Source organism: Sinorhizobium fredii NGR234, from assembly GCF_000018545.1.
Classification (GTDB): domain Bacteria; phylum Pseudomonadota; class Alphaproteobacteria; order Rhizobiales; family Rhizobiaceae; genus Sinorhizobium; species Sinorhizobium fredii_A.
Genome location: NC_012587.1, coordinates 2,532,667 through 2,555,329 on the forward strand (window position 1 = coordinate 2,532,667; position 22,663 = coordinate 2,555,329).

A 22,663-nucleotide genomic window follows, 5' to 3' on the forward strand; every position below is an offset into this window, starting at 1 on the left:
CCGGCCATACGGGCGGCAGATTTGCTAGAGGCAGGTTTGGGCATGAAGGTCGTCATTCTCGCCGGCGGATACGGCACCCGCATCTCCGAGGAAAGCCACCTGAGGCCGAAGCCGATGATCGAGATCGGCGGGCGACCGATCCTCTGGCACATCATGAAGATCTACAGCCACTACGGCTTTTCCGACTTCGTGATCTGCCTCGGCTACCGCGGTTACATGATCAAGGAGTATTTCTCCAACTACATACTGCATCTGTCCGATGTCACCTTCGACATGGCGACGGGCGAGACGATCTACCACTCGAGCAAGGCGGAGCCCTGGCGCGTGACGCTGGTGGATACGGGGCCTGAGTCCATGACCGGCGGGCGGCTGAAGCGCGTCGGCGAATATCTCGGCGACACGTTCTGCCTCACCTATGGTGACGGCGTGGCCGACATCGACATCCGCGCGCTCACCGATTTCCACCTTCGCCACGGCCACGAGGCGACGGTCACCAGCGTCGTGCCGCCGGGACGATACGGGGCGCTCGCGATCGAGGCCGGACAGGTGAAGAGCTTCACCGAAAAGCCGGCCGGCGACAACGGCCGCATCAATGGCGGCTTCTTCGTGCTGAACCGCTCCGTCCTCGACCGGATCGAAGGCGACCACGTGGCCTTCGAAAGCGCGCCGCTCGAAGGGCTGGCGCGAGACGGAGAGCTGATGGCCTTCCCGCACGACGGCTTCTGGCGCCCGATGGACACGCTGCGCGACAAGAATCAGCTGGAAGAGCTCTGGCAGCAGAACCGCGCGCCGTGGAAGCTCTGGTCATGAGCCGCCTGCCCGATCCCGATTTCTGGAGAGGCAAGCGCGTCCTGCTGACCGGCCACACCGGCTTCAAGGGCAGCTGGGCCGGCCTGTGGCTGACGAAGATGGGCGCCGAGGTCACCGGCTATGCCTTGCCGCCTGCGTCCGACCCGTCGCTCCATGCGCTGCTGCACGCGAACGGCCTGCCGAACGGGCAGTTCGGCGACATCCGCGACGGCGAGGCGCTCGCCACTGTCACACGGAAGTGCGACCCGGAAATCATCCTGCATATGGCCGCCCAGCCGCTGGTGCGCGAAAGCTACGCGACGCCCGCCGAGACCTTCGACGTCAACGTCATGGGGACGGTCCGCCTGCTGGAAGCGGCGCGCGCGGTGCCCTCGGTCAAGGCGATCCTCGTCGTGACCACCGACAAGGTCTATCGCAACGACGAGAGCGGCCGGCATTTCCAGGAAAGCGACACGCTCGGCGGCCACGACCCCTATTCCGGCTCCAAGGCCGCCTGCGAGGTCGCGGTGGCGACCTGGCGCAGCGCCTACTTCCATGAGAGCGGCATCCGTGTCGCCACGGCCCGCGGCGGCAACGTCATCGGCGGCGGCGACTTTTCCGCCGACCGGCTCGTGCCCGATATCGTCCGCGCCGCTCTCTCCGGCACCAGGCTCAACATCCGCAGCCCGCTCGCGACGCGCCCCTGGCAGCACGTCCTCGACTGCCTGAACGGTTATTTCCTCTTCGCCGAAGCGCTCTATGACGGCGCCGGCGACGTCGATGCCCTGAACTTCGGCCCCTCGCCCGCCGAGCCGCAGGTCCCCGTGCGGGATGTGGCAAACGCCATCCAGGCGGCAATGGGGCTCGAACCCGAATGGGACGACGTCTCGTCGCTCAAGCAACCGCGCGAGATGCAGACGCTCGGCCTCGACCCGGCGCTCGCGGCCGAGAGCCTCGTCTGGCGCGCCCGGTTCACCCAGCAGCAGGCGATCGACTGGACCGCCCGCTGGTACGACGGCTGGCGCCGGGGCAAGGCGCCGCTGGAACTTACGCTCGATCAGATCGACGCATTCACGAAAGGCCGCTGATGTCTCACTCCTGCCGCTTCTGTGCGACCCCGCTTGAAACCGTCGTCGCCGATCTCGGCGCGACGCCCTGGTCGAACTCTTTTCTCGAGCCGACCGAGGCAGCGATCGCCCGCGAAAAGGCCTTTCCGCTGAAAGTGATGGTCTGTTCGGAATGCCTGCTCGTCCAGACCACCGAGACGGTGCCTGCCGACGAGATCTTCAACGCCGACTATCACTATCTCTCGTCCTTCTCGACGAGCTGGTTGGAGCACGCCCGGCGCTATGCCGAGACGATGACCGAACGCTTCGGTCTCGACGGCACCTCGCAGGTCGTCGAGGTCGCCTCGAACGACGGCTATCTGCTGCAATATTTCGCCGCCAACGGGATCCCTGTGCTCGGCGTCGAGCCGGCCGGCAACGCCGCGAAGATCGCCGAAAGCCGCAACGTGCCGACCCATGTCGCCTTCTTCGGCCGCGATACGGCGAACGAGCTGGTCGGCCGCGGCATCCGCGCCGACCTGACGGCCGCCAACAATGTTCTCGCCCACGTGCCTGACATAGCCGACTTCGTCGGCGGCTTTGCGATCCTTCTCAAAGCCGATGGCGTCGCGACCTTCGAATTCCCGCACCTGTTGCGGCTGATCGAGGGCATCCAGTTCGACACGATCTATCACGAGCACTATTCCTACCTGTCGCTCGTCGCCGTCGAGCGGATCTTCGCCGCCTGCGGGCTGAAGGTCTTCGATGTCGAAGAACTGCCGACCCATGGCGGATCGCTGCGCGTCTACGCCCAGCCAGCGACCGGCACCCGGGTCGCAACCGAAGGGCTCGCCAAGGTCCGGGCCGACGAGGCGAAGGCCGGGCTCACCGAAATGGCGACCTATATCGCCTTCGGCGAACGGATCGCCGCCGTTTGCGAGGGTTTCCGTACCTTTCTGCGAGAAGCCAGGAGCGAAGGCAAGCGGGTGGCCGCCTATGGCGCGGCGGCCAAGGGCAACACGTTCCTCAATGTCTGCGGCGTGACGGCGGCCGATATCGACTTCATCGTCGACCGCAACGACCTGAAACAGGGCAAGCTCTCGCCGGGCAGCCATGTCCCGATCCACGAGCCGGCCAAGCTCGAAGCGGCGAAGCCCGATTACGTGGTCATCCTGCCCTGGAACCTCACCGACGAGATCGTCAGCGCCCATGCCTATATCCGCAGCTGGGGCGGCCGCTTCGTCGTCGCCATCCCGGAAGTGCGGGTGATCTGAGCGCGGCTATCCGACTTGGATTGGCTGGAGTGTCGAGGGACGGAAGCATCGTTGCTGCGACCGGCAATTCGGGGCGGAGTAACGCCTTCGAGCTGCGGAGTGTAACACCCCCCTCTGCCCTGCCGGGCATCTCCCCCACAAGGGGGGAGATTGGGGAGGCGCCGCCTCGCTCCATTGCGACGCCTTACAGCGAAGCCCGTGTCGTCGGAGAGTGGAAATGGGAAGCTCGCATCTTGCCGATCTCCCTCCTTGTGGGGGAGATGCCCGGCAGGGCAGAGGGGGGTGTCAACACCCGTTCACCGGTTTTCCCTTTTAAGTTCTAGACACGCGGCTGTAGGCGCAGGTCACAGCCTCTTCAGGAACCCGTCCGGGGCAACCGTGACCATCAGCTTGTTGTGAACCGACGTGTCGATCTCGAATTCCGGATGGGATTGCAGATAGCTGTGCACCGCAGTCTTCGGATTGTCGCCGACGTCCCAGGGGCGATCCTCGAAGAAGCCGGCCGGCAAATCCTCGACCAACGTATCGAACACGACGCAGTAGCAGCCGGGCGTCACCAAGGGCGCATAGGCCTTGAGCTCGGCAAGCACATGCGCGTGGGTATGCATGGAATCGAGGCAGACCATGACGCGCTTGTAGCCTGCCGACGCCTCGCGGACCTGCGCGACGATCTCGGGATCGATGGCCGAGCCCTGGAACATCTGGATCCGGCTTGCCATCGGGTGGCTTTCGATCGCTGCGCGATTGTGGGCGCGAATGTCGATGTCGATGCCGATCACCTTGCGCTTCGATTGGCTCGGATCGAGCGAAACGCCAGCCTCGATCGCGTCGCACATGTCGAGCATGGCGAGCAGCGAGGCGCTGAGGATCAGCGAGCCGCCATGGGCGATACCGGTCTCGATGACCAGATCCGGTCGGGTCGACCAGATCAATTCCTGCATCGCCACGATATCCTGCGGATACTGGATGATCGGGCGGCCGAGCCAGTCGAAATTATAGACGTAGCGCTTCGCCATCGAGGCCTCGCGCCACTGATCGGAAAGTGCCTGGAATTCACCGTCGCGGCCGTAACCGTCGACCGTGGCTGCCCGTTCGGAGCGGAATTGTTCGATAGGGTCCATGTCGGGTCCTGTCTTCAAGTGGAAGGCCGCGGATCGAGATCAGACCCCGATCCGCTCACGCCCAGAATTTCAGAGATGCGCTCTAGCACAGGTGCGGCTGAAAAAGCGAACTCGTCTTGCACCCGGTCGATGGAAATCGGCGCCAGGGAAACGGTCGGCGCCCTGTCGTTCACGGCGACAGTGCATCCCGTCCGGGATTGGATGGCCCTGCACCAGTTCGCGTGGCTCGTCTGCCTGCCGCTTGCTACGTTGTAGACCGAGTGTCGCCCCTGCTCAGCGATCCTCAGCAAGAGATCGGTGGCATCGTCGATCCAGATATAGTCCTTGGCCGACGTAAGCGTCGTCTGAAGCTGGATGTGCCCCGCCTTCGCTTCCCGGCACAACGCCCCGACGAACGTATCCGCCTGTGCTTCATCCGGGCCCACGACATTCGACAACCGGGCCACCCGTACGTTTTCGCGCCCGGAGGCGAGGCAGATCGCCTCCCCCGTCAGCTTGGAAAGATTGTAGAGGTCGGAGGGGTTGAGGGGCGACGCCGACAGCTGGGCTGTCTCGCGCGTGTCCGTGCCGTTTGCATAGACCCGCGTCGAGGAAAGATAGAGTAAGGAAGAAAACGCGTTCCGTCTCAGAATGTCCGCCGCGAGAGTGACGTGGGCCTCGACCGTGTCGATGGGCCGAGTGCGGAAATCGGCGGTCAGGCCGATGGCGTAGATCACATGGCCGAGGTCTCGGCCGGCAAGCGGCAGGTCGGCACGGGCGGGAACATTGACGACATGGCCGGTTTCGCGCAACCGGCGGACTAGATTGCGCCCGATGAAGCCGGAGCCGCCGAGAACCGTGAACATCACGACCTCTCGCCGAGCCGCCGCAGCGGATTGCCGCCGCAGATCGTGTAGGCCTCGACCTCGCCGCGCACGATCGAGCCGGCGGCAATGACGCAGCCTTTTCGGAGGATGGCACCGTCGAGGATCACCGAATTCGCCCCGACCCAGACATCCTCCTCGACGACGATACCGCCGCGGCTCGGCTCGAAGCCCTGCTCGCGGATCAGACGACCCTTGTCCTTGAAGGCGTGGTTGACCGGCGCAAAGGTGCAATTGGCGGCGATCAGCACGTCGTCGGCGATGCGAATGCCGTTGCCCGTGTAGAAGACGCAGCCACTGTTGACATAACAGAATCGGCCGATCGTCAGGTCACCCGAGCCGCCGGCCGGCTTGATCTTGACGAAGCTGTCGATGACCGAGGCTTCGCCGACGACGATCCGGGTCCCGCGCACGGAATCCTCGATGTCTGCGAGCGGGCTGATCCTCGCCGTCGGATGCACGTCGATCATGGTGGCTCCAAAGTCGTTCGGCACTCTTTTCCAGTTACCGCTTGCCGCGTCAACGCTTGATCGTGCAAGAAGCGCAGGGACCTACCATTGTCGAGGAATGTCATGCCGCGCTTCAATCGCCTCCCCACGCCTCTTGCCGGTCTGGTCGTCATCGAGCGCAAGCGGGCGGGCGACGAGCGCGGCTTCTTCTCGCGCTTCTTCTGCCGCGACGAGTTGCGCGATTTCGGCGGCGATGGCTCGATTGCGCAGATCAACCACACCTTGACCCGCATCAAGGGCGCGATCCGCGGCATGCATTTCCAGCGACCGCCGCATGATGAAACAAAGTTCGTCTCGTGCCTTTCGGGCGCCGTTTTCGACGTAGCCGTGGACATCAGGCCGGACTCGCCCACCTATCTCCAGTGGCACGGCGAAATCCTCAGCGCCGAAAACGCCCGCTCTATGATGATCCCCGGCGGCTTCGCGCACGGCTTCCAGACGCTGGCGGAGGAATGCGAACTTATCTACCTACACGACAAACCTTACGCGCCGGGCGCGGAAGGCGGGCTCAACCCGCTCGATCCCCGCCTCGGCATCAAATGGCCGCTCGAGGTGACCCAGATGTCCGAGCGCGACCGGGCCTTTGGCCTGCTCTAATCGGGAAGGCGGGTGTCGATACCCCCCTCTGCCCTGCCGGGCATCTCCCCCACAAGGGGGGAGATCGGCAAGCTGCGGCCTCCTCTCCTCGACGCAAAGCCAACCTTCTGCGCCACGGGGCAGTAGAGTGTAGCGGCGCCTCCGTAATCTCCCCCTGGTGGGGGAGATGCCCGGCAGGGCAGAGGGGGGTGCCGGCCTCGGCGGCTCGGCGCGCAGCTCTGCGCGATATCTGAGGATCGCGGCGAAGATCCTTACGCCGTCTTTCGCCGAAACCCCTTGCTCGCCACCATCAGGTTGCGCGTATAGTCCTCGCCGATACGGCCCGCGACGAGGTCGGCCGACGACAACCGCTCGACCACGCGTCCCGCCTGCATCACCGCCAGGCGGTCGCACATATGGGTAACGACGCCGAGGTCATGGCTGACCATGAGGAAGGTCAGCTTGCGGTCGCGGCGGACCTGTTCGAGGAGGTTCAGCACTTCCGCCTGCACCGAGGCATCGAGAGCCGAGGTCGGCTCGTCGAGCAGCAGGATCGACGGTTCGAGGATCAGCGCCCGGGCAATCGCGACACGCTGGCGCTGGCCGCCGGAAAGCTGGTGCGGATACCGGAAGCGGAAACCGGAGCCGAGTCCCACCTCGTCGAGCGCCTTCAGGATGCGGCGTTCGCCGTCGCCGATGCCGTGGATCGCCAGCGGCTCCATCAGCTGCCGGTCGATGGTCTGGCGCGGATGCAGCGAGCCATAAGGGTCCTGAAACACCATCTGGACGGCGCGATAGAACGCCTTGTCGCGGCGCGTGCCGTGGAGCTCCCGCCCTTCGACCCGGATCGCGCCATCGCTGACCGGGGCAAGCCCGGCGATCGCCCGGAGCAGCGTCGACTTTCCAGATCCGGATTCACCGACGAGACCGAAGGATTCGCCGGCCTCGACTTCTACGCTGGCGGTATCGAGCGCCCGGAAATCATCAAAGACGACGCTGAGGTTTTCAACGGAAACGGCCACCGTCATAGCGCCCACTCCGGCTTGCGGTCGAGGACCGGCAAGGGATGGCGGTCGGCGCCGATCACCGGCATGCAGTTCAAAAGCCCCTGGGTATAAGGATGCCTGGCATTGGCGAGGTCCGAAGCGGCGATTTCCTCGACGATCCTGCCGGCATACATGACGAGCACCCGATCGCAGAAGGACGAGACGAGCCGCAGATCGTGCGAGACGAAGATCAGCCCCATGCCGCGCTCTGCAACCAGCCTGTCGAGGATCGACAGCACCTCGAGCTGCACGGTCACGTCGAGGGCCGAGGTCGGCTCGTCGGCGATCAAGAGCTCCGGGCCGGCGACCAGCATCATGGCGATCATCGCCCGCTGGCCCATGCCGCCAGAGACCTCGTGCGGGTAGAGATCGAAGACGCGGGCCGGATCGCGGATCTGCACGGCCGCCAGCATGTCGAGCGCCCGCTTGCGGGCCTCCGAACGGCCGACCTTCTCATGGCGCCACAAGGTCTCGACGATCTGCTTGCCGATGCTCATCACCGGGTTCAGCGAGTATTTCGGATCCTGCAGGATCATGGCTATGCGGTTGCCGCGAAGATCGCGTCGAAGCTTCGGCGGCGCCGAGAGGAGGTCGATCCCGTCGAAGGCGAGCCGCTTCGCGGTCACTTGCGCATGGGGCGGCGTCAGACCCATGATCGCCCTGCCCGTCTGCGATTTGCCGGAGCCGCTCTCGCCGACGATGCCGAGGCGTTCGCGCCCGAGGGTGAAGGAGACGCCGCGCACCGCCTCGACGACACCGGTTCGGGTCGGGAAGCTGACGCGCAGATCTTCGACCGTCAACAGAGCGCTCATTGGCCGCTCTCCCGCGGATCGAGCGCATCGCGCAGGCCGTCGCCGAGCAGGTTGAAGCCGAGGCTGACGATCAGGATGGCGATGCCGGGCATGGTCGCGACCCACCATTGATCGAGGATGAAGCGGCGGCCGGAGGCGATCATCGCACCCCATTCGGGAAGCGGCGGCTGCGCCCCGAGGCCGAGGAAGCCGAGGCCCGCCGCCGTCAGGATGATGCCGGCCATGTCGAGGGTCACGCGCACGATCAGCGACGACATGCACATCGGCACGACGTGGCGGAAGACGATGCGCGCCGGCGACGCGCCCATCAGGCGCACGGCGGCGATATAGTCGGAATTGCGCACCGTCAGCGTCTCGGCGCGGGCAATCCGCGCATAGGGCGGCCAAGAGGTGATCGCAATGGCGATGACGGCGTTTTCTATACCGGGACCAAGCGCCGCGACGAAGGCAAGCGCCAGCACGAGCTTCGGGAAGGCGAGGAAGATATCGGTGATGCGCATCAGGACCGCATCGAGCCAGCCGCCCGCATAGCCGGCGACCGCGCCGACGATCAGCCCCACCGGCGCCGCGATGATGGCGACGAGGACGACGACGGCGAGCGTCAGCCGCGAGCCGTGGATGAGCCGCGACAGGATGTCCCTGCCCTGGTCGTCCGTGCCGAGCAGGTATCCCTCGCTGCCCGGCGGCAGGAGCCGCGCCCCGGCGAGATTGCCGATGACAGGCGAATGCGGCGCGAGCAGATCGGCAAATGCGGCGACGAAGCATAGGCCCAGGAGAATAAGCAGGCCGACCACCGCGAGGCGGTTCGCCGAAAAGCGGCGCCAGGTCATGTAGGCGCGGCCGAGGCGCGCCTGCAGCCGCGATTGCGGCCGGTCGGAGAGCAGCCATTCGCGACGCGTCATCGAGCGAGTTTCCGTGGCAAGGCTCATCGGGCGCGCGTCCTCGGGTCAAGCGTCCGGTAGAGCAGATCGGACAGGAGATTGATGCCGATGAAGACCGAACCGATGATGATCGTGCCACCGAGCACGGCGTTCATGTCGGCATTCTGCAGCGAATTGGTGATGTAGAGGCCAAGCCCCGGCCAGGCGAAGACGGTCTCGGTCAGTACCGAGCCTTCGAGCAGCCCGGCATAGGAAAGTGCGATCACCGTGACGAGCGGCACGGCCGCATTGCGCAGCGCATGGCCCCAGATGATCCGCGCCTCGGAAAGCCCCTTCGCCCGGGCGGCGACGATATATTCCTGCTGCAGCTCGTTCAGCATGAAGCTGCGGGTCATCCGGCTGATATAGGCGAGCGAGAAATAGCCGAGCAGCGAGGCCGGCAGGATGATGTGACGGAAGACGTCCCGGAACACGTCCCATTGCCGCTGCCAGAGCGCGTCGACGAGGTAGAAGCCGGTGATCGGCGAGAAGGTGTATTCGTAGACGACGTCGATGCGGCCGGGATAGGCGACCCACTTTAGTCGCGCGTAGAAGACCAGGAGTGCCAGAAGCGCCAGCCAGAAGATCGGCACGGAATAGCCGACGAGGCCGATGACGCGGACGATCTGGTCGGCGATGCTGCCGCGCTTGACCGCAGCAAGAACGCCAAGAGGAACGCCGATCAGTGCGCCGATCAACGTCCCCAGCGTCGCAAGCTCGATCGTCGCCGGAAAAACGCGGCGGATGTCGGTCATCACCGGATTGGTCGTCAGGACGGAGGTCCCGAAATCGCCGGAAAGCGCCTGTTGGCAATAGATGAAAAATTGCTGGTAGAGGGGCAGGTTGAGCCCCATTGCCTCGCGCGTCCGCTCGACGACGTGCTGCGGCGCCCGGTCGCCGAGCACGGCAAGCACCGGATCGATCGGGATCACGCGGCCGATGAAGAAGGTGACGGCAAGAAGACCGAGATAGGTGGTCGCCACGACGACGAGAAACTGCAGCACCGCGGCAACGGCCTTGCGGGAACGGGCGCGTCGGCGCCCGCTCATTCGCACTGTATCGCTCATGCTCAAGGGAACGGCCCTTTCGACTATTCCTTGGAGACGTTCCAGACGTAGTTGGTGTCGAAGCTCGGACCCAGCTTGAAGCCCTTCAGGCTGCCTCGCAGGCCCGCGACCTCCGTCTGCTGGAAGATGATGACGAAGGGGCTGTCGTCAAGAACGCTCTTCTGCAGTTCCTTGTAGATCTCCGCACGCTTGGCGCCGTCGCGCTCGAGAAGCGCTTCCTTGGTCTTTTTGCTGAGTTCCGGAACGTCCCAGGCATTGCGCCAGGCGAGCGTCTTGTTCGTACCCGCGTCGGAATTATCCGGATTGTTGGTGAAGGTGTCGGCATTGGAGTGAGGATCGAAATAATCCATGCCCCACTGGCCGATATACATGTCGTGGTTGCGGGCACGGTATTTGGTCAGCGTCTGCTTACCGTCGCCCGGAATGATCTCGAGCTTCACGCCGGCCTGTCCCAGCGTCTGCTGGAAGGATTCGGCTACACCCGTGACCGGCTGCGTGTTGCGCACATCCATGGTGACGGTGAAGCCGTCCGGATAGCCGGCTTTGGCCAGCAGTTCCTTCGCCTTGGCAACGTCGAAGGTGTAGGGGTTCTCGTTCAAAGCTCCGAGAACGCCCTTCGGCAGGAAGCTCTGGTGGATCTCGCCGATGCCCTTGATCAGCGTGGCGCCGATCGCGTCGTAGTCGACCAGATATTTGAATGCCTTCTGCACCTCGGGCTTTGCCAGCTTCTCGTTCTTCTCATTGAGGCTGATATAGTAAACCGTGCCCTTCGGCGCGCTGGTCGTCGCGAGATCGGCATTCTTCCCGACCGCCTCGTAGTCGCCCGGCTCGAGATTGCGGGCAACATCGATATCCCCCGCCTCGAGCGCCAGCCGCTGGCCGGAGCTTTCCTTCATGTGGCGATAGATGACCCGGGCGAGTTTCGCCGGCTCACCGTAATAAGCCTCGTTGCGCTCCAGAACCACGACTTCGTTGGCGCGCCACTCGCGCAGCTTGAACGCCCCCGAACCCGCATAGCCGGTCTTCAGCCATTCATTGCCGAAGTCGTTGTCGTATTTGTATTCCGCCGTCGGCGTCATCGGCTTGACGTGCTCGAGCACCAGCTTCTTGTCGACCACGGAAGCGACGGTGGCAGTTAGGCAGTTCAACACGAAGCTCGGTGCGTAGGGCTGGTCGACGGTGAAGACGAAGGTTTGCTCGTCCGTCGCCTTGGCCTTCTCGGTGACGTTGTCGCCGTTGAGCCCGAACTGGGTGAGGATGAAGGCCGGGCTCTTGTCGAGCTTGACGGCCCGCTCGAAGGAATAGGCGACGTCCTCGGCGGTGATCGGATTGCCGGAGGCGAATTTCATGCCCTGCTTCAGCTTGAACGTATAGGTCAGGCCGTCATCGGAAACCGTCCAGCTGTCGGCGAGATCACCGACCACCCTTGACGTGTCGTTGAGGTCGAGACGGACGAGCAGGCTGTAGGTGTTGCTGGTCACTTCCGCCGTCGAAAGCTCGAAGGCTTCGCCCGGATCCATGGTGATGATGTCGTCGAAGGCGAAGCCCTCGACCAGCGTGTCCGCCGGCGTTTCGGCGAAGGCCGGCTGCGCGGCGCCCATCGCGAGCGCGAGCGCCGCGGAAGCAGTCAGAAGTCGAAAACGTCCATTGAGCTTATGCATCATTTGCGCTTCCCTCTTTTTAGCCCTTTTCGGGCTCTTCTTCATGGGTTCAGGTAGCCTCGTGCCAAGCCTGCCCCAGAACTCTCAGCCAGTTCTCGCGGCATATTCTTGTCAGCTCGCGGTCACCATATCCGGCGCCCTTGAGCGCCGCAACGAGCTTCTGATTGCCCGCGGCATCGGCAATTTCCTCGGGAATCGTCGCCCCATCGAAGTCCGAGCCGAGCGCTACGCAGTCGATGCCGACCCGCTCGACCATGTAGTCGACGTGGCGCACCATGTCGGAGAGCGGCGTCGCCGCATTTTCCTGGCCATCGGCGCGCAGCATGGTCGTCGCATAGTTGAGCCCGACCAGGCCGCGGCTCTCACGGATGGCATCGAGCTGCCTGTCCGTGAGGTTGCGGGCGACCGGTGTCAGGACATGGGCATTGGAATGGCTGGCGACGAGCGGCTGGTCGGTGGTCTTTGCCACGTCCCAGAATCCCTTTTCGGTGATGTGGGCGAGATCGATCAGGATGCCGAGCCGATTGCAGGCTCGCACCAGTTCGAAGCCGGCCTCGGTGAGGCCCGGCCCCGTGTCCGGCGACGACGGATAGGCGAAGGGCACGCCGTGGCCGAAGACATTGTGGCGGCTCCAGACCGGTCCGAGCGAGCGCAAGCCGGCCGCATGAAAGGTCTCGAGCGCGGCGAGGTCCGGCCCGATCGCCTCGCAGCCTTCCATATGCAGGACGGCCGCAAAGATGCCGTCGGCGATCGCCCGGTGGATTTCGCCGGTCGAGCGGCAGAGCCGCCAGGCCCCGGCCCGGTCAAGCCTCATGGCGATGTCGGCAAGCTCGATCGCCGTAACCAGCGACGGCAAGCGGTCGAGCGGCTCGGACAAAGGCGTCGCGTAGTGGCCGTTCCTGTCCGGCGTTCGCAAGACCAGATCGCCCGATGGAATATAGATGGCGCACAGGCCGCCGGCGAGGCCGCCCGCTTTGGCGCGCGGCGCATCGATATGGCCCTTGTCCGTCCCTTCGACGAATTCGGCGATCGGGTCGGTTCCACCGCGCGCATGCTGCCAAAGGCGCAAAAGCACGTCGTTATGGCCGTCGAAAACCGCCTGCATTCCCAAGTTTCCTTTGTTATTTCAGGGAGATCGGATGGATCATTCGCCGTTGCCGCATCCGGTCAGGGATGTGGCGATGCTATTGAAAGACATCAGCCATTTCAATGAATTTCCGGGGGATTTCCGGGTCAGGCCCTGTAGCGAAAAGTTGCCTGCCCAGGGAGATCGACCGGGGCTCGGCAGTCCGGGAGAATCAGAAAAAACGTCAGGCAGGGTGTCCTGACCGACAAAAATCTGCCATTCCTTCCGGGAAGAGCGAACGCTGTCCGATAGTCGCCGGTCATGACGACCGGTGCGAGTTGTGCTCAAGAGGGGGCTCGGGGTGCCGTCGATCGCTGATGCAAGCCTGACCGCGCGGATGGGCCGCGCCTTACTTTGCGTGGGGCTGATGCTTTCCCTCTCCGGCTGCGGCGGACGTCCGGTCGGTGTCCTTGTTCCCTCCGGCACGGCCGCGGGCGCCTCGGAAGTGGACCTCCTGGTGGCGACCACCCGCGCCCAGTCCGAAGAGCCGGGCGTCCTCTTCAGCGGCGAGCGCGCCCCGGAGCTTTCGCTGACCGAAATCGTCGTCTCGATCCCTCCCGAAAAGAACCGCAAGGTCGGCCAGGTGCAGTGGCCGAAGAAGCTGCCGGCCGATCCGAGCCGCGATTTTTCCACCGTCAGCGTCAAACCGCTGGAGCCCGGGCCGGAGACGCAGGCCTGGCTGAATGGCCATCTGCCGAAGAACCGGCGTGTGCTGATCTTCGTCCACGGCTTCAACAACCGCTTCGAGGACGCCGTCTACCGCTACGCCCAGATCGTCCACGATTCCGGCGCCGACGTCGCCCCGGTCATCTTCACCTGGCCGTCGCGCGCCAGCATCTTCGACTACAACTACGACAAGGAGAGCACCAACTATTCGCGCGATGCGCTCGAAGAGCTGCTGCAGCGGGCCTCGAAGAACCCTTCGGTCGGCGAGATCACCCTGATGGCGCATTCCATGGGCTCGTGGGTCACCGTCGAAGCGCTCCGGCAGATGGCGATCCGCGATGGCCGCGTCGCCCCCAAGATCACCGACGTCATTCTCGCCTCGCCCGATCTCGACGTCGATGTCTTCACAAAGCAGATGCAGGCCATGGGCAAGTCGCGGCCGAAGTTCACGCTCTTCGTCTCTCGCGACGACCGAGCCTTGACCCTCTCGCGGCGGATCTCCGGCAATATCGACCGGCTGGGGCAGATCGACCCCTCGGTCGAGCCCTATCGGAGCCAGCTCGAGAGGGCAGGCATCACGGTGCTCGACCTGACGGCGCTCAAGGGCGGCGACAGGCTCAACCACGGCAAGTTCGCCGAAAGCCCGGAAGTCGTGCAGTTGCTCGGCAACCGGCTGATCGCCGGACAGACCGTGACCGATTCGGATGTCGGCCTTGGCGAACGGGTGGGAGCGGTCGCGCTCGGCACGGCGCAGACCGTCGGCAGCGCCGCGAGCGTCGCCGTTTCGACGCCGATCATGATCTTCGATCCGCGCACACGGCGAAATTACGACGCTCAACTGCGTCGTTTCGGTCAATCGGTGGGGAATACCGTCGGTTCGACCGTCACGCCGTAAGCGCAGAGCCGGCGTCGAAACGCCGGCTCAATGGAAGGTGGACTTCGAGAAGAGATTGAGAACCAGGACGCCGGCGATGATCAGCGCCAGGCCGAGAATCGCCGCGAGGTCGAGCTTCTGGCCGAACGTGATGTAGCCCACCCCTGAAATCAGCACGATGCCGAGGCCGCTCCACAGCGCATAGGCGATGCCTACGGGAATGTAGCGCAGCGTATAGGACAGGAAGAAGAAGGCGACGGCATAGCAGACCACCATCAGCACGGTCGGCGCGAGCCGCGTAAAATGCTGCGCCGCCTGCATGGCCGAGGTGCCGAGCACTTCGAAGACGATGGCGATCACCAGAACGGTGTAGAGCATGGCGGGGTTCACGGCACGTCTCCGATAGGTTGGAGTAGATGGATGGCTGTCGCCGGCGGCTTCACTGCAGGGAAAGCGCCTTGAGCTTCCGGAGCAGGACGGTCCGAGCCGACGCATCGATGTCATGGCTCTGCATGAGGTCGGCCAGCCAGATGCCATCGGCGGCGAACCGGGCGAGAAGGCAATTCGGCGAACCGTCGGTCGCGGCGAACTCGCCCGACCGTCGCTCCACCCATTCCCGCCAGCGCGCCTTCAGATGCGGCTCCGCAAGCAGCGCGATCGTCAGCACGCGCCAGCCCTGCCCTTCCGCTTCCGCGTCGAGCGCAAAGCAGACGGTGAGATAGGCGCGGGTGAACCGCCCCTGATCCACCTCGTCGTCCGCCATTGCCGCTTCGATCGCCCGGTCGAAGCGGCCGATCAGTTCGTCGAATAGGCCGTCCAGCAAAGCGAGCTTGTTGGGGAAATGGTGCAGCAGGCCGCCCTTGCTGACCCCAGCCGCCTGCGACACCTTTTCAAGTGTGACCGCGGCAATCCCCTGCTCGAGCGATAGCCGTGCGGCGACGTCCAGCAATTGCTGGCGGACCCGCTCCGGCTGCTTCTTTCTCTGATAGGCGTTCGTCATGCGCTACAAAGATACCGTCTGGACGGTTTTGTCAAGCCCTTTCAGATGAGGCGACGTACGACGCGATGAAACGCCGCAAGCCAAGGGCAGCCATTGTGCCCGGCGCCGAGCCGCTATACGAAATCGGCAAAGGACAGGATCATGACGGAAACGAAAACCACGACGCTTTACGAGGCGATCGGCGGCGATGGCGCTGTCCGCGCCCTGACAAGGCGATTCTACGAGCTCATGGACAGCTTGCCGGAGGCGGCCCGCTGCCGGGCCGTGCATCCGCCGGATCTCTCCGGCAGTGAGGAGAAGTTCTACGAATATCTGACCGGCTGGCTCGGCGGACCGCCGATCTATGTGGAAAAGCGCGGCCATCCGATGCTGCGCCGGCGCCACTTCATTGCCGGTATCGGCCCGGCTGAGCGGGATGAATGGCTGCTCTGCTTCACCCGCGCGCTCGAGGAAACCGTTATCCACCCGCAGCTCCGGCAAGTCATCCTCGAACCGATCACACGGCTCGCCCATCACATGCAGAACAAGGAATGATCGTCAAATGCCGAACCGCGGAATGCGTGGGAGCGTGCTTTTCATTGCCGGCCTGATTGGCGTTTTCGGGGTCGCCGCCGCGGCAGCCGCCTCGCATGGCCCGGATCCGCGGCTGCTCGGCGGGGCGTCCGCCATGTGCCTCGCCCATGCGCCGGCACTCGTCGCGCTGCATGCCGGCTGGGCGCATTTCCGTACCGCGGCCGCCTCCGCCCTGTTGCTCGCCGCCGGAACCGCCATCTTCGCGGCAGACCTCACCCTGCGCCATTTCGCAGGCCACGGCCTCTTTCCGATGTCGGCGCCGCTCGGCGGCCTGATGATGATGGGCGGGTGGCTCGCGGTCGCCATGGGAGCGTTCCTGCCGACCAAAGAGACGGCTCAGGCGCCCTCGACGACGGTATAGCCTTCGAATTTCGGCGGCCCCAGATACATGGACCGGTTGTCGGCGGCGTTGCGGTGCGCGGCCCGGAAGTTTTCCGATTTCGTCCAGGCGACGAAGGCGTCCTTGCTTTCCCAGTTCGACTTCGAGATGAATGGCGTGTAGCCCGCGTCCGGCACGCTGTCGCCGCGCAGCAGATGGAAGTCGATGAAGCCGGGCATGTCCGCAAGGCTCGAATCGCGCCCCTTCCAAACGGCCTCGAACGCCTCTTCCTGACCGACGGCAACGTGGAAACGGTTCATGGCGACAAACATACGGCTACCTTTCACGCGCCTTCTTTTCCGAGGTGGGGGCATCGCTGCGCGGGAACGGCAGGATAACGGCGTTCGACGATGGTGCAAGCCCGAACGGCTCGCGGACCGGGGAGCGGGCCTGCCATGCCGGAAACTCCGTCACGTTGGGATTGTCCTCCAGCAGGCGTGTGCGGCGCGTCAACACCTCGTAGAGCTCCGGCACGAACCCATCGCCGAGTTGAGATGCCAGCTTGTGAAGGCCGATCATCATCATTTGATCGGGACGTTCGTCGTTCATATCGATACTCCGTGCGACGAAGACGGGGAAGGATCGCCGCCGTCGCTTGCGTCAAAGGCTCAGTTTTCGCCGCCGTTACTGCATGTCTCCTTAAATCGACCTCGATTTGAGGACAAAGACATGCAGCAAATCAAAGTGCTACAGCGGCCTTTGCGCGTCTCATTAGACGCGCGGCGCTGTAGTGGACAGGTCCTGAAGGGCCCGCTCCAGGCTCGATTTCGAGCCATTGCGCAGCGGCACGAAGGCCTTGCCCCACTTTTTGCAGCCCGTCTTCACGCGCAGACACGCATCGTGACTGATGCAGTCGATGGGGCAGAAGACGCAGTCGACCGAGGGAAGAACCCGGTCGATGCGCGATACGGCCTCTCGTAAACCGCCGTCATGGTGAATGAGTTCCGCCCCATAGGAGCTGGCGATCTGGCGCAAGTGGGCAACCTGGCAATCGCGGCCGCCGACATAGAGGAAGCTGCGCCCCTCGAGCGTCGCCTTGCCGCCATTGGGCTGAACGGCGATTTCGTCGCTCGCCTTGCCCTTGCCGCCCTTGCCTGCATTCTGGTGCCGTTTGCCGCGCATCCGTCTCTCCGTCTTGTCGGCGATTCGCGGGCTTGCTGCCGCTGATCGCCATCAGAATTCGTTGGCACACACCGAACGGTTGTGCGACGGCGGCAACTTATTAAACTTGATAATCATAGTAAAGTATAAACATGAGTTTTTTAATCATATTAATTTCGGGCAAATCGGATCGCTCCGCCCCCGCAGGAAATTACCGCTTGAATGTAACCGGAACGGTAAACGGCCAGCTGTCGCGCCGGGCCTCGGCCGGGATCGCCGGGAAAGGCGCGGCGCGACGGACGGTATCGAGCGCTGCCTGGTCGAGAATTGGCGAGCCCGAGCTTTTCGCAAGGCTGACGCCGGCGAGCCCGCCATTGGATGTGACGGTGAAGCTTACGTGGGCAACGCCGCGCAGCCCTTGGCGTTTGGCCTCGGCGGGATAGCGTGTCGCCCGACTCAGCTTGCGATAAACCTTGCCCTTGTAGTTGTCGGCAGCGGCATTGCCCGCCTCACGCGCCACGGAGCTCAGTCTTGCGCCCGTGGCGGCGCTGGCCGTTGCATTTTCCGCACCGTCCGCCTGGCCCTTGGTCTGCGTATTCGCCTGCTCGCCACGCTCGCCGGCCTTCTTGCGTGTAATTTTCTTCTTCTTTATCGGCTCTTTCTTGGGCTCCGGTTTCTCGACCTTCTTCTCGATCTTCTCCGGCTCCGGCTTCTCTTCCGGAACGACCGTTTCGACAGGCGCGACGCTGGCAGTGACCGGCGCCTCGGCGACCTCGGTCACCGGCATTTCATCCGCCGGCAAGATGACATCCGCTTCCATCGGCGCAATGTCGGACGGCTGCTCGGAGACACGCTCCGGCGTCGTTGGCGGAATCTCTTTCGCCGCCTCTTCCGTTGGCGGAACCTCGCTTGGCTTCACCTCTTCCGGCGTGTCTTCGGTGGGTTCGACGATGTCCGAGGGATCGCCTGCCTGCAGCGTCTCGTCGAAGGCGTTCCCGAGCAGCGTGACCTCGGTCGCCGCGCCGCCGGCCATCTGAAAATCGTCCTTGCTGGGCTCCAGCAACATTGCTCCGCCGGCATGCGCCAGCAGCGAGAGACCGACCGCACCGGTCCATTTGACGATGTGCTTCATCCGAGCCTGCCTTCCATCGGCACTTCAGCGATCAGGCAATGTCAGCCCTTGAGGTCAACCGCCGATTTGGAGCCGGTCTTGAGCCCAGTCATGCAGGCACCCTTGTCAACGCCCTCGCCAACACAGGCGGGCGCATCGTTGATCAGCAGACTCTTGACTGCCTCGCATTTCGTTCCCGAGAGGTCGAACTGCCGAACCTTGGTCTTGCCGGCGGGCAGATCGCGAAAATCAAGGACGGCCATGCGCTCGACCAGCCCCTTCTGGTCGAAGAGCACGAATTCGAAGGAAACCTTGGAGAGCGACTGCTGCAGGCCGTTGCCGGCGACGAAGGTGAGCTTGCACCCCTTCTCGGACGGCGCGATCTCGTTGAGCTCGACCGTCAGCCCGCTGGCGCCTGTTGCCTCCTGTGCCACGGCGATCCCTGTTAGCGACAGGACCAGCGCCGCAGTCGAGAAAGCGAAACGGGAAAGACAGGCCATCATCACACCACCATGCTCCGCATCCGAGCCGCCCACATCCCAGGCGGCGGAAGCGATCAATTAACTTGACTGCAACTATCCGGTATTGCGTCCTTAAAGAAATATGAGTAATGCAGTCAAGATACTAATTGGAATGCGCGAGAGGAATGAGAGGATATCGCCTTGCTTCCGCCCCTCGTGAACCTGGCCGAAACCGTGACACCGAACGACCCCGATACCCCCCAATCTTCGCCGGCGCCGAGCGCGACCAACCGCTCGCAACCGCTCGTGGACAGCCACGAACTATTCCGCGGCGCCAGCGAGATCCTGATTTCCCACGACGGCGCGATCTACCGGATGCGGATCACCCGACAGGGCAAGTTGATTCTGAACAAGTAGCGAGACGATCGATGACCGACAGTACGCGCCCTACCCCGACCGAGATCCGCGCCTACCGCGCGGCGCACCAGACGCTGCGCGAGCGCGACATCGCCGCCCAGCTCGGTATTTCCGAAGCGGCCCTCGTCGCCGCCGAATGCGGGCTGACGGCAATCCGCATCGATGCCGACGCCAATCGTTTCCTGGTGCGTGCCGAGGAGCTGGGCGAGGTCATGGCGCTCACCCGCAATGAATCCGCCGTCCACGAGAAGATCGGCGTCTACGAGAACGTCAAGCCGGGCCCGGGTGCAAGCCTGGTGCTCGGGTCCGAAATCGATCTGCGCGTCTTCCCCTCCGCCTGGGCACATGGTTTTGCCGTGTCGAAGCGCGATGCCAATGGCGATGTCCGCCGCAGCCTGCAGTTCTTCGACAAATGGGGGAATGCCGTTCACAAGGTGCATCTGCGTGCGACGTCGGATCTCGAAGCCTATGACAGGATCGTCGCGGACCTCCGCCTCGACGACCAGTCGCAGGAATTTGCTGCCGCGACCATCGCACCGGCGTCCGACGACGCAATCGGCACCGTCGATACGGAAGCGCTGCGCGACCACTGGACGAAGCTGACCGACACCCATCAGTTCCACGGCATGCTGCGCAGCCTGAAGATCGGCCGGCGCCAGGCCTTGCATGCCGTCGGCGACGACCTTGCCTGGCAGCTCGACGCGGGCGGCATCGAGGCGATGATGCGGGGCAGCGCCGAAGTCGAGCTGCCCATCATGTGCTTCGTCGGCAGTGCCGGGGTGATCCAGATCCACTCCGGCCCGGTCGCGAATATCGCCACCATGGGGCCGTGGCTGAATGTCATGGACCCGACCTTCCACCTGCATTTGCGCACGGATCACATCGCCGAGCTTTGGGCGGTGCGCAAGCCGACGTCGGACGGCCATGTGACTTCGCTCGAAGCGCTCGATGCCAAGGGCGAAATGGTCATTCAATTCTTCGGCAAGCGGAAGGAAGGCTTCGCCGAAAGACCGGAGTGGCGCAGCCTGGTCGAGAGCCTGCCACGCCACCGCAGCATCGCTGCAGCCTGAGGAGACACGGGATGAACGGCTTCGACTTCCGCCGCCTGCGCCGCTGGGAATGGGCGCTCGCCGTCTTCGCACTCTCGACGCCCTTCCTGCTGCCGGCGCTCGCGCCTGGCCCGGCGTCTCTTATAAGCCCGGCGATGGCCGAGACCGTCGAGAAGCCGGACACGTCCCGAGTCGTATCGATCGGCGGCGCGGTGACCGAGATCATCTATGCGCTCGGCGAGGAAAACCGGCTCGTTGGCCGCGATTCGACAAGCACCTACCCCGAGGCCGCGGCGAAGCTCCCCAATGTCGGCTATATGCGGCAATTGGCGCCGGAGGGTATTATCGCCGTCAACCCAGCGGCGATCGTGGCGATCGAAGGCAGCGGCCCACCCGAAGCGCTTGCCGTGCTGAAGCAGGCGAACATCCCCTTCACGACGGTCGCCGAGGCCTACGACAAGGCGGGCATCCTTGCCAAGATTCGCGCCGTCGGCGCTTTCCTCGGTGTTTCCGAGAGGGCCGAAGCGCTTGCCAAGTCCGTCGAGCACGATCTGGACGCCGCCCTTTCAGACAGCGCCGCGCGCCCCGACAGCGAGCGCAAGCGCGTCCTCTTCATTCTCAGCGCCCAGGGCGACAAGATCATGGCCTCGGGCACCGGCACGGCGGCCAGCGGCATTATCGAGCTTGCCGGCGCGATCAATGCGACCGGCGATTTTCCCGGCTACAAGCCGCTGACCGACGAGGCGATCATCAAGGCAAGGCCGGACGTCATCCTGATGATGGATCGGAGCGGAAGCCATGCGGCAAGTCCGGATGAACTCTTCGCTCTTCCGGCGCTCAGCCTGACGCCGGCGGCGAAAAGCAAGGCGCTTGTCCGCATGGACGGGTTGCACCTGCTCGGTTTCGGCCCACGCACCGCAAGCGCGATCCGCGAACTGAACACGGCAATCTACGGAAAAAAGACCAATGCCTCCCAGTGAGGCGATAGACGGCGCGCGCGGACCTGCCTTCGCTGCCAGAATCACCCACGCGCGGCAGAAAGGCGACCGCTCCGGTCTGGCGCGCATGCTCATTGCGGCGCTTGCAGTGCTTGCCGCCGTGACTTTCGCAGCCTCGATCATGACAGGCGCCGCCGACGCTTCGCTCGGCAATGTTCTCGGTTGGCTTGCCGGCCAGACGCCGGCCGACCAGGCCCTGAGCATGCGCGACCGCATCATTATCCTCGATATCCGCCTGCCGCGCGCGGTGCTCGGCATGCTGGTCGGCGCCGCGCTCGCCGTTTCCGGAGTCGTCATGCAGGGGCTGTTCCGCAATCCGCTCGCCGATCCCGGCCTTGTCGGCGTGTCCTCCGGCGCGAGCCTCGGCGCCGTACTGCTCATCGTCCTCGGCAGTACCACCTTCGGTCCGGTTTTTGCGCTCTTCGGCTTCTACGCGCTGCCGCTCGGCGCCTTCTGCGGCGGCTTCGCCACCACCATGCTTCTCTACCGCATCTCCACACGCAGCGGTCGGACCTCGGTGGCGACGATGCTGCTGGCAGGGATAGCGCTCGGCGCACTCGCCAATGCGGTGACGGGCGTGCTCGTCTTCGTCGCCGACGACAAGCAGTTGCGCGATCTGACCTTCTGGGGATTGGGTTCCCTGGCCGGTGCCAATTGGACGAAAATTTTCGCCGCCGGCCCGATCATTCTCCTGTCGCTTGGCGTCGTCCCCTTCCTGGCGCGCGGCCTCAACGCGGTCACGCTCGGCGAGGCGGCCGCCTTCCACATGGGCGTGCCGGTACAGCGCCTCAAGAACATCGCCATTTTCAGCGTCGCTGCGGCAACCGGCGCCTCGGTCGCGGTCAGCGGCGGCATCGGCTTCGTCGGCATCGTCGTGCCGCATCTTCTGCGCCTCGTCATCGGCCCGGATCACCGCTACCTTTTGCCGGCTTCGGCGCTGCTCGGCGGCACCATGCTGATCTTCGCCGACATGCTGGCCCGCACGATCGTTTCTCCGGCCGAACTGCCGATCGGCATTATCACCGCCTTCGTCGGTGCGCCGTTCTTCCTGTGGGTTCTGCTCCGCGGTCGCTCGAATATGGGGCTTTGACCTAGGGTCAGGACCTATTAAATTCATCCATTCTGTTCCGGTCCATGGGATTGGATGGAAGAAAACAAGCGTAAGGCAAGACCCTGAGGTCTTGTCGAGCATTGTTTTCGATCAGACGGCCCATGGACCGGAAC

27 protein-coding genes are annotated in these 22,663 nt (G+C 64.2%); 11 read left to right on the forward strand and 16 right to left on the reverse strand.

Translation table 11 applies throughout. The features are described from left to right. Positions 1-42 precede the first annotated feature (42 nt). Genes rfbF through NGR_RS23330 form a run of 3 tightly spaced genes read left to right on the forward strand, consistent with a single transcriptional unit; the run spans position 43 to position 3,109 of the window. Positions 43-810, forward strand: coding sequence for a glucose-1-phosphate cytidylyltransferase (gene rfbF, locus NGR_RS23320; protein WP_012708949.1), 768 nt, complete (start codon positions 43-45; stop codon positions 808-810). Then, positions 807-1,877, forward strand: a complete 1,071-nt coding sequence (rfbG, locus tag NGR_RS23325; protein WP_012708950.1) for a CDP-glucose 4,6-dehydratase — start codon at positions 807-809, stop codon at positions 1,875-1,877. The genes rfbF and rfbG overlap by 4 nt, the downstream gene beginning before the upstream one ends. Beyond that, on the forward strand, positions 1,877-3,109 hold the full coding sequence (locus tag NGR_RS23330; protein ID WP_012708951.1) for a class I SAM-dependent methyltransferase: 1,233 nt from the start codon (positions 1,877-1,879) through the stop codon (positions 3,107-3,109). The genes rfbG and NGR_RS23330 overlap by 1 nt, the downstream gene beginning before the upstream one ends. Positions 3,110-3,453: 344 nt before the next feature. Here the strand turns inward: NGR_RS23330 and NGR_RS23335 are convergent, their stop codons facing one another. From NGR_RS23335 to NGR_RS23345, 3 genes are read right to left on the reverse strand one after another with little or no spacing between them, the layout of a single operon-like run. After that, on the reverse strand, positions 3,454-4,230 hold the full coding sequence (locus NGR_RS23335) for a cephalosporin hydroxylase family protein (protein ID WP_012708952.1): 777 nt from the start codon (positions 4,228-4,230) through the stop codon (positions 3,454-3,456). Between the two features lie 14 nt (positions 4,231-4,244). Beyond that, on the reverse strand, positions 4,245-5,075 hold the full coding sequence (locus tag NGR_RS23340; RefSeq protein WP_012708953.1) for an NAD-dependent epimerase/dehydratase family protein: 831 nt from the start codon (positions 5,073-5,075) through the stop codon (positions 4,245-4,247). Continuing rightward, entirely contained in the window at positions 5,075-5,563 is a 489-nt protein-coding gene (locus NGR_RS23345; protein ID WP_012708954.1) for an acyltransferase, read from the reverse strand. Before NGR_RS23345 ends, NGR_RS23340 begins: the two co-directional genes overlap by 1 nt. 102 nt (positions 5,564-5,665) lie before the next feature. Here NGR_RS23345 and rfbC point away from each other — a divergent pair, with 102 nt between their 5' ends. Then, positions 5,666-6,199 carry a dTDP-4-dehydrorhamnose 3,5-epimerase gene (gene rfbC / locus NGR_RS23350; RefSeq protein WP_012708955.1) on the forward strand — a complete coding sequence of 178 codons (534 nt, stop codon included), beginning with the start codon at positions 5,666-5,668 and terminating at the stop codon, positions 6,197-6,199. 251 nt (positions 6,200-6,450) lie between these two features. Here the strand turns inward: rfbC and NGR_RS23355 are convergent, their stop codons facing one another. From NGR_RS23355 to NGR_RS23380, 6 genes are read right to left on the reverse strand one after another with little or no spacing between them, the layout of a single operon-like run. Then, entirely contained in the window at positions 6,451-7,206 is a 756-nt protein-coding gene (locus tag NGR_RS23355; RefSeq protein ID WP_012708956.1) for an ABC transporter ATP-binding protein, read from the reverse strand. Beyond that, positions 7,203-8,036: an ABC transporter ATP-binding protein gene (locus NGR_RS23360; protein WP_012708957.1), complete on the reverse strand. Its 834-nt coding sequence runs from the start codon at positions 8,034-8,036 to the stop codon at positions 7,203-7,205. Before NGR_RS23360 ends, NGR_RS23355 begins: the two co-directional genes overlap by 4 nt. Further along, positions 8,033-8,965: an ABC transporter permease gene (locus tag NGR_RS23365; protein WP_012708958.1), complete on the reverse strand. Its 933-nt coding sequence runs from the start codon at positions 8,963-8,965 to the stop codon at positions 8,033-8,035. Before NGR_RS23365 ends, NGR_RS23360 begins: the two co-directional genes overlap by 4 nt. Continuing rightward, positions 8,962-10,005 (reverse strand): ABC transporter permease, encoded by a 1,044-nt coding sequence (locus tag NGR_RS23370; protein WP_164924439.1) that lies wholly within the window; start codon positions 10,003-10,005, stop codon positions 8,962-8,964. The genes NGR_RS23365 and NGR_RS23370 overlap by 4 nt, the downstream gene beginning before the upstream one ends. A gap of 41 nt (positions 10,006-10,046) precedes the next feature. Next, on the reverse strand, positions 10,047-11,687 hold the full coding sequence (locus NGR_RS23375) for an ABC transporter substrate-binding protein (protein ID WP_012708960.1): 1,641 nt from the start codon (positions 11,685-11,687) through the stop codon (positions 10,047-10,049). Positions 11,688-11,733: 46 nt separating this feature from the next. Continuing rightward, positions 11,734-12,789, reverse strand: coding sequence for a dipeptidase (locus tag NGR_RS23380; RefSeq protein WP_012708961.1), 1,056 nt, complete (start codon positions 12,787-12,789; stop codon positions 11,734-11,736). Positions 12,790-13,147: 358 nt separating this feature from the next. Here NGR_RS23380 and NGR_RS23385 point away from each other — a divergent pair, with 358 nt between their 5' ends. After that, positions 13,148-14,371: an alpha/beta hydrolase gene (locus tag NGR_RS23385; RefSeq protein ID WP_164924662.1), complete on the forward strand. Its 1,224-nt coding sequence runs from the start codon at positions 13,148-13,150 to the stop codon at positions 14,369-14,371. 27 nt (positions 14,372-14,398) lie between these two features. Here NGR_RS23385 and NGR_RS23390 read toward each other — a convergent pair whose 3' ends face one another. After that, positions 14,399-14,728, reverse strand: coding sequence for a DMT family transporter (locus NGR_RS23390; protein WP_012708963.1), 330 nt, complete (start codon positions 14,726-14,728; stop codon positions 14,399-14,401). 61 nt (positions 14,729-14,789) lie between these two features. Further along, positions 14,790-15,350 (reverse strand): TetR/AcrR family transcriptional regulator, encoded by a 561-nt coding sequence (locus NGR_RS23395; RefSeq protein WP_012708964.1) that lies wholly within the window; start codon positions 15,348-15,350, stop codon positions 14,790-14,792. 141 nt (positions 15,351-15,491) lie between these two features. On the opposite strand from NGR_RS23395, the gene NGR_RS23400 reads away from it, so the two are divergent. Together NGR_RS23400 and NGR_RS23405 are read left to right on the forward strand one after the other, a co-directional pair. Beyond that, positions 15,492-15,884 carry a globin gene (locus NGR_RS23400; protein WP_012708965.1) on the forward strand — a complete coding sequence of 131 codons (393 nt, stop codon included), beginning with the start codon at positions 15,492-15,494 and terminating at the stop codon, positions 15,882-15,884. A gap of 7 nt (positions 15,885-15,891) precedes the next feature. Beyond that, the gene (locus NGR_RS23405) at positions 15,892-16,284 is read left to right on the forward strand and encodes a DUF423 domain-containing protein (RefSeq protein ID WP_012708966.1); all 393 of its coding nucleotides are present in this window, start codon (positions 15,892-15,894) and stop codon (positions 16,282-16,284) included. Here NGR_RS23405 and NGR_RS23410 read toward each other — a convergent pair. The 5 genes from NGR_RS23410 to NGR_RS23430 form a co-directional block, all read right to left on the reverse strand. Beyond that, a complete protein-coding gene (locus NGR_RS23410; RefSeq protein WP_012708967.1) occupies positions 16,260-16,574 on the reverse strand; it encodes an antibiotic biosynthesis monooxygenase family protein in 315 nt (104 codons plus the stop codon). The two genes, NGR_RS23405 and NGR_RS23410, sit on opposite strands and share 25 nt — an antisense overlap. A gap of 4 nt (positions 16,575-16,578) precedes the next feature. Further along, positions 16,579-16,851, reverse strand: a complete 273-nt coding sequence (locus tag NGR_RS23415; protein ID WP_012708968.1) for a hypothetical protein — start codon at positions 16,849-16,851, stop codon at positions 16,579-16,581. Between the two features lie 162 nt (positions 16,852-17,013). Next, the gene (locus tag NGR_RS23420; protein WP_012708969.1) at positions 17,014-17,424 is read right to left on the reverse strand and encodes a DUF2325 domain-containing protein; all 411 of its coding nucleotides are present in this window, start codon (positions 17,422-17,424) and stop codon (positions 17,014-17,016) included. Positions 17,425-17,614: 190 nt separating this feature from the next. Further along, entirely contained in the window at positions 17,615-18,535 is a 921-nt protein-coding gene (locus tag NGR_RS23425; RefSeq protein ID WP_012708970.1) for an energy transducer TonB family protein, read from the reverse strand. Between the two features lie 41 nt (positions 18,536-18,576). Further along, positions 18,577-19,014, reverse strand: a complete 438-nt coding sequence (locus NGR_RS23430) for a hypothetical protein (protein WP_164924663.1) — start codon at positions 19,012-19,014, stop codon at positions 18,577-18,579. A gap of 162 nt (positions 19,015-19,176) precedes the next feature. Between NGR_RS23430 and NGR_RS23435 the strand changes: the two genes are divergently transcribed. Genes NGR_RS23435 through NGR_RS23450 form a run of 4 tightly spaced genes read left to right on the forward strand, consistent with a single transcriptional unit; the run spans position 19,177 to position 22,529 of the window. Next, entirely contained in the window at positions 19,177-19,392 is a 216-nt protein-coding gene (locus NGR_RS23435; RefSeq protein WP_240545169.1) for a hemin uptake protein HemP, read from the forward strand. An 11-nt stretch (positions 19,393-19,403) separates the two neighbouring features. Further along, positions 19,404-20,462, forward strand: coding sequence for a hemin-degrading factor (locus NGR_RS23440; RefSeq protein WP_164924440.1), 1,059 nt, complete (start codon positions 19,404-19,406; stop codon positions 20,460-20,462). An 11-nt stretch (positions 20,463-20,473) separates the two neighbouring features. Next, positions 20,474-21,421, forward strand: coding sequence for a heme/hemin ABC transporter substrate-binding protein (locus NGR_RS23445; RefSeq protein ID WP_012708973.1), 948 nt, complete (start codon positions 20,474-20,476; stop codon positions 21,419-21,421). Further along, positions 21,408-22,529, forward strand: coding sequence for a FecCD family ABC transporter permease (locus tag NGR_RS23450; protein ID WP_012708974.1), 1,122 nt, complete (start codon positions 21,408-21,410; stop codon positions 22,527-22,529). The genes NGR_RS23445 and NGR_RS23450 overlap by 14 nt, the downstream gene beginning before the upstream one ends. The last annotated feature ends 134 nt before the right edge of the window (positions 22,530-22,663 follow it).

Excerpts from the sequence above, each read along its gene's own strand:
- rfbF (WP_012708949.1), top strand. The coding sequence starts at position 43 with ATGAAGGTCGTCATTCTCGCCGGCGGATACGGCACCCGCATCTCCGAG.
- rfbG (WP_012708950.1), top strand. The coding sequence starts at position 807 with ATGAGCCGCCTGCCCGATCCCGATTTCTGGAGAGGCAAGCGCGTCCTG.
- NGR_RS23330 (WP_012708951.1), top strand. The coding sequence starts at position 1,877 with ATGTCTCACTCCTGCCGCTTCTGTGCGACCCCGCTTGAAACCGTCGTC.
- NGR_RS23335 (WP_012708952.1), bottom strand. The coding sequence starts at position 4,230 with ATGGACCCTATCGAACAATTCCGCTCCGAACGGGCAGCCACGGTCGAC.
- NGR_RS23340 (WP_012708953.1), bottom strand. The coding sequence starts at position 5,075 with ATGTTCACGGTTCTCGGCGGCTCCGGCTTCATCGGGCGCAATCTAGTC.
- NGR_RS23345 (WP_012708954.1), bottom strand. The coding sequence starts at position 5,563 with ATGATCGACGTGCATCCGACGGCGAGGATCAGCCCGCTCGCAGACATC.
- rfbC (WP_012708955.1), top strand. The coding sequence starts at position 5,666 with ATGCCGCGCTTCAATCGCCTCCCCACGCCTCTTGCCGGTCTGGTCGTC.
- NGR_RS23355 (WP_012708956.1), bottom strand. The coding sequence starts at position 7,206 with ATGACGGTGGCCGTTTCCGTTGAAAACCTCAGCGTCGTCTTTGATGAT.
- NGR_RS23360 (WP_012708957.1), bottom strand. The coding sequence starts at position 8,036 with ATGAGCGCTCTGTTGACGGTCGAAGATCTGCGCGTCAGCTTCCCGACC.
- NGR_RS23365 (WP_012708958.1), bottom strand. The coding sequence starts at position 8,965 with ATGAGCCTTGCCACGGAAACTCGCTCGATGACGCGTCGCGAATGGCTG.
- NGR_RS23370 (WP_164924439.1), bottom strand. The coding sequence starts at position 10,005 with ATGAGCGGGCGCCGACGCGCCCGTTCCCGCAAGGCCGTTGCCGCGGTG.
- NGR_RS23375 (WP_012708960.1), bottom strand. The coding sequence starts at position 11,687 with ATGATGCATAAGCTCAATGGACGTTTTCGACTTCTGACTGCTTCCGCG.
- NGR_RS23380 (WP_012708961.1), bottom strand. The coding sequence starts at position 12,789 with ATGCAGGCGGTTTTCGACGGCCATAACGACGTGCTTTTGCGCCTTTGG.
- NGR_RS23385 (WP_164924662.1), top strand. The coding sequence starts at position 13,148 with ATGGGCCGCGCCTTACTTTGCGTGGGGCTGATGCTTTCCCTCTCCGGC.
- NGR_RS23390 (WP_012708963.1), bottom strand. The coding sequence starts at position 14,728 with ATGCTCTACACCGTTCTGGTGATCGCCATCGTCTTCGAAGTGCTCGGC.
- NGR_RS23395 (WP_012708964.1), bottom strand. The coding sequence starts at position 15,350 with ATGACGAACGCCTATCAGAGAAAGAAGCAGCCGGAGCGGGTCCGCCAG.
- NGR_RS23400 (WP_012708965.1), top strand. The coding sequence starts at position 15,492 with ATGACGGAAACGAAAACCACGACGCTTTACGAGGCGATCGGCGGCGAT.
- NGR_RS23405 (WP_012708966.1), top strand. The coding sequence starts at position 15,892 with ATGCCGAACCGCGGAATGCGTGGGAGCGTGCTTTTCATTGCCGGCCTG.
- NGR_RS23410 (WP_012708967.1), bottom strand. The coding sequence starts at position 16,574 with ATGTTTGTCGCCATGAACCGTTTCCACGTTGCCGTCGGTCAGGAAGAG.
- NGR_RS23415 (WP_012708968.1), bottom strand. The coding sequence starts at position 16,851 with ATGAACGACGAACGTCCCGATCAAATGATGATGATCGGCCTTCACAAG.
- NGR_RS23420 (WP_012708969.1), bottom strand. The coding sequence starts at position 17,424 with ATGCGCGGCAAACGGCACCAGAATGCAGGCAAGGGCGGCAAGGGCAAG.
- NGR_RS23425 (WP_012708970.1), bottom strand. The coding sequence starts at position 18,535 with ATGAAGCACATCGTCAAATGGACCGGTGCGGTCGGTCTCTCGCTGCTG.
- NGR_RS23430 (WP_164924663.1), bottom strand. The coding sequence starts at position 19,014 with ATGGCCTGTCTTTCCCGTTTCGCTTTCTCGACTGCGGCGCTGGTCCTG.
- NGR_RS23440 (WP_164924440.1), top strand. The coding sequence starts at position 19,404 with ATGACCGACAGTACGCGCCCTACCCCGACCGAGATCCGCGCCTACCGC.
- NGR_RS23445 (WP_012708973.1), top strand. The coding sequence starts at position 20,474 with ATGAACGGCTTCGACTTCCGCCGCCTGCGCCGCTGGGAATGGGCGCTC.
- NGR_RS23450 (WP_012708974.1), top strand. The coding sequence starts at position 21,408 with ATGCCTCCCAGTGAGGCGATAGACGGCGCGCGCGGACCTGCCTTCGCT.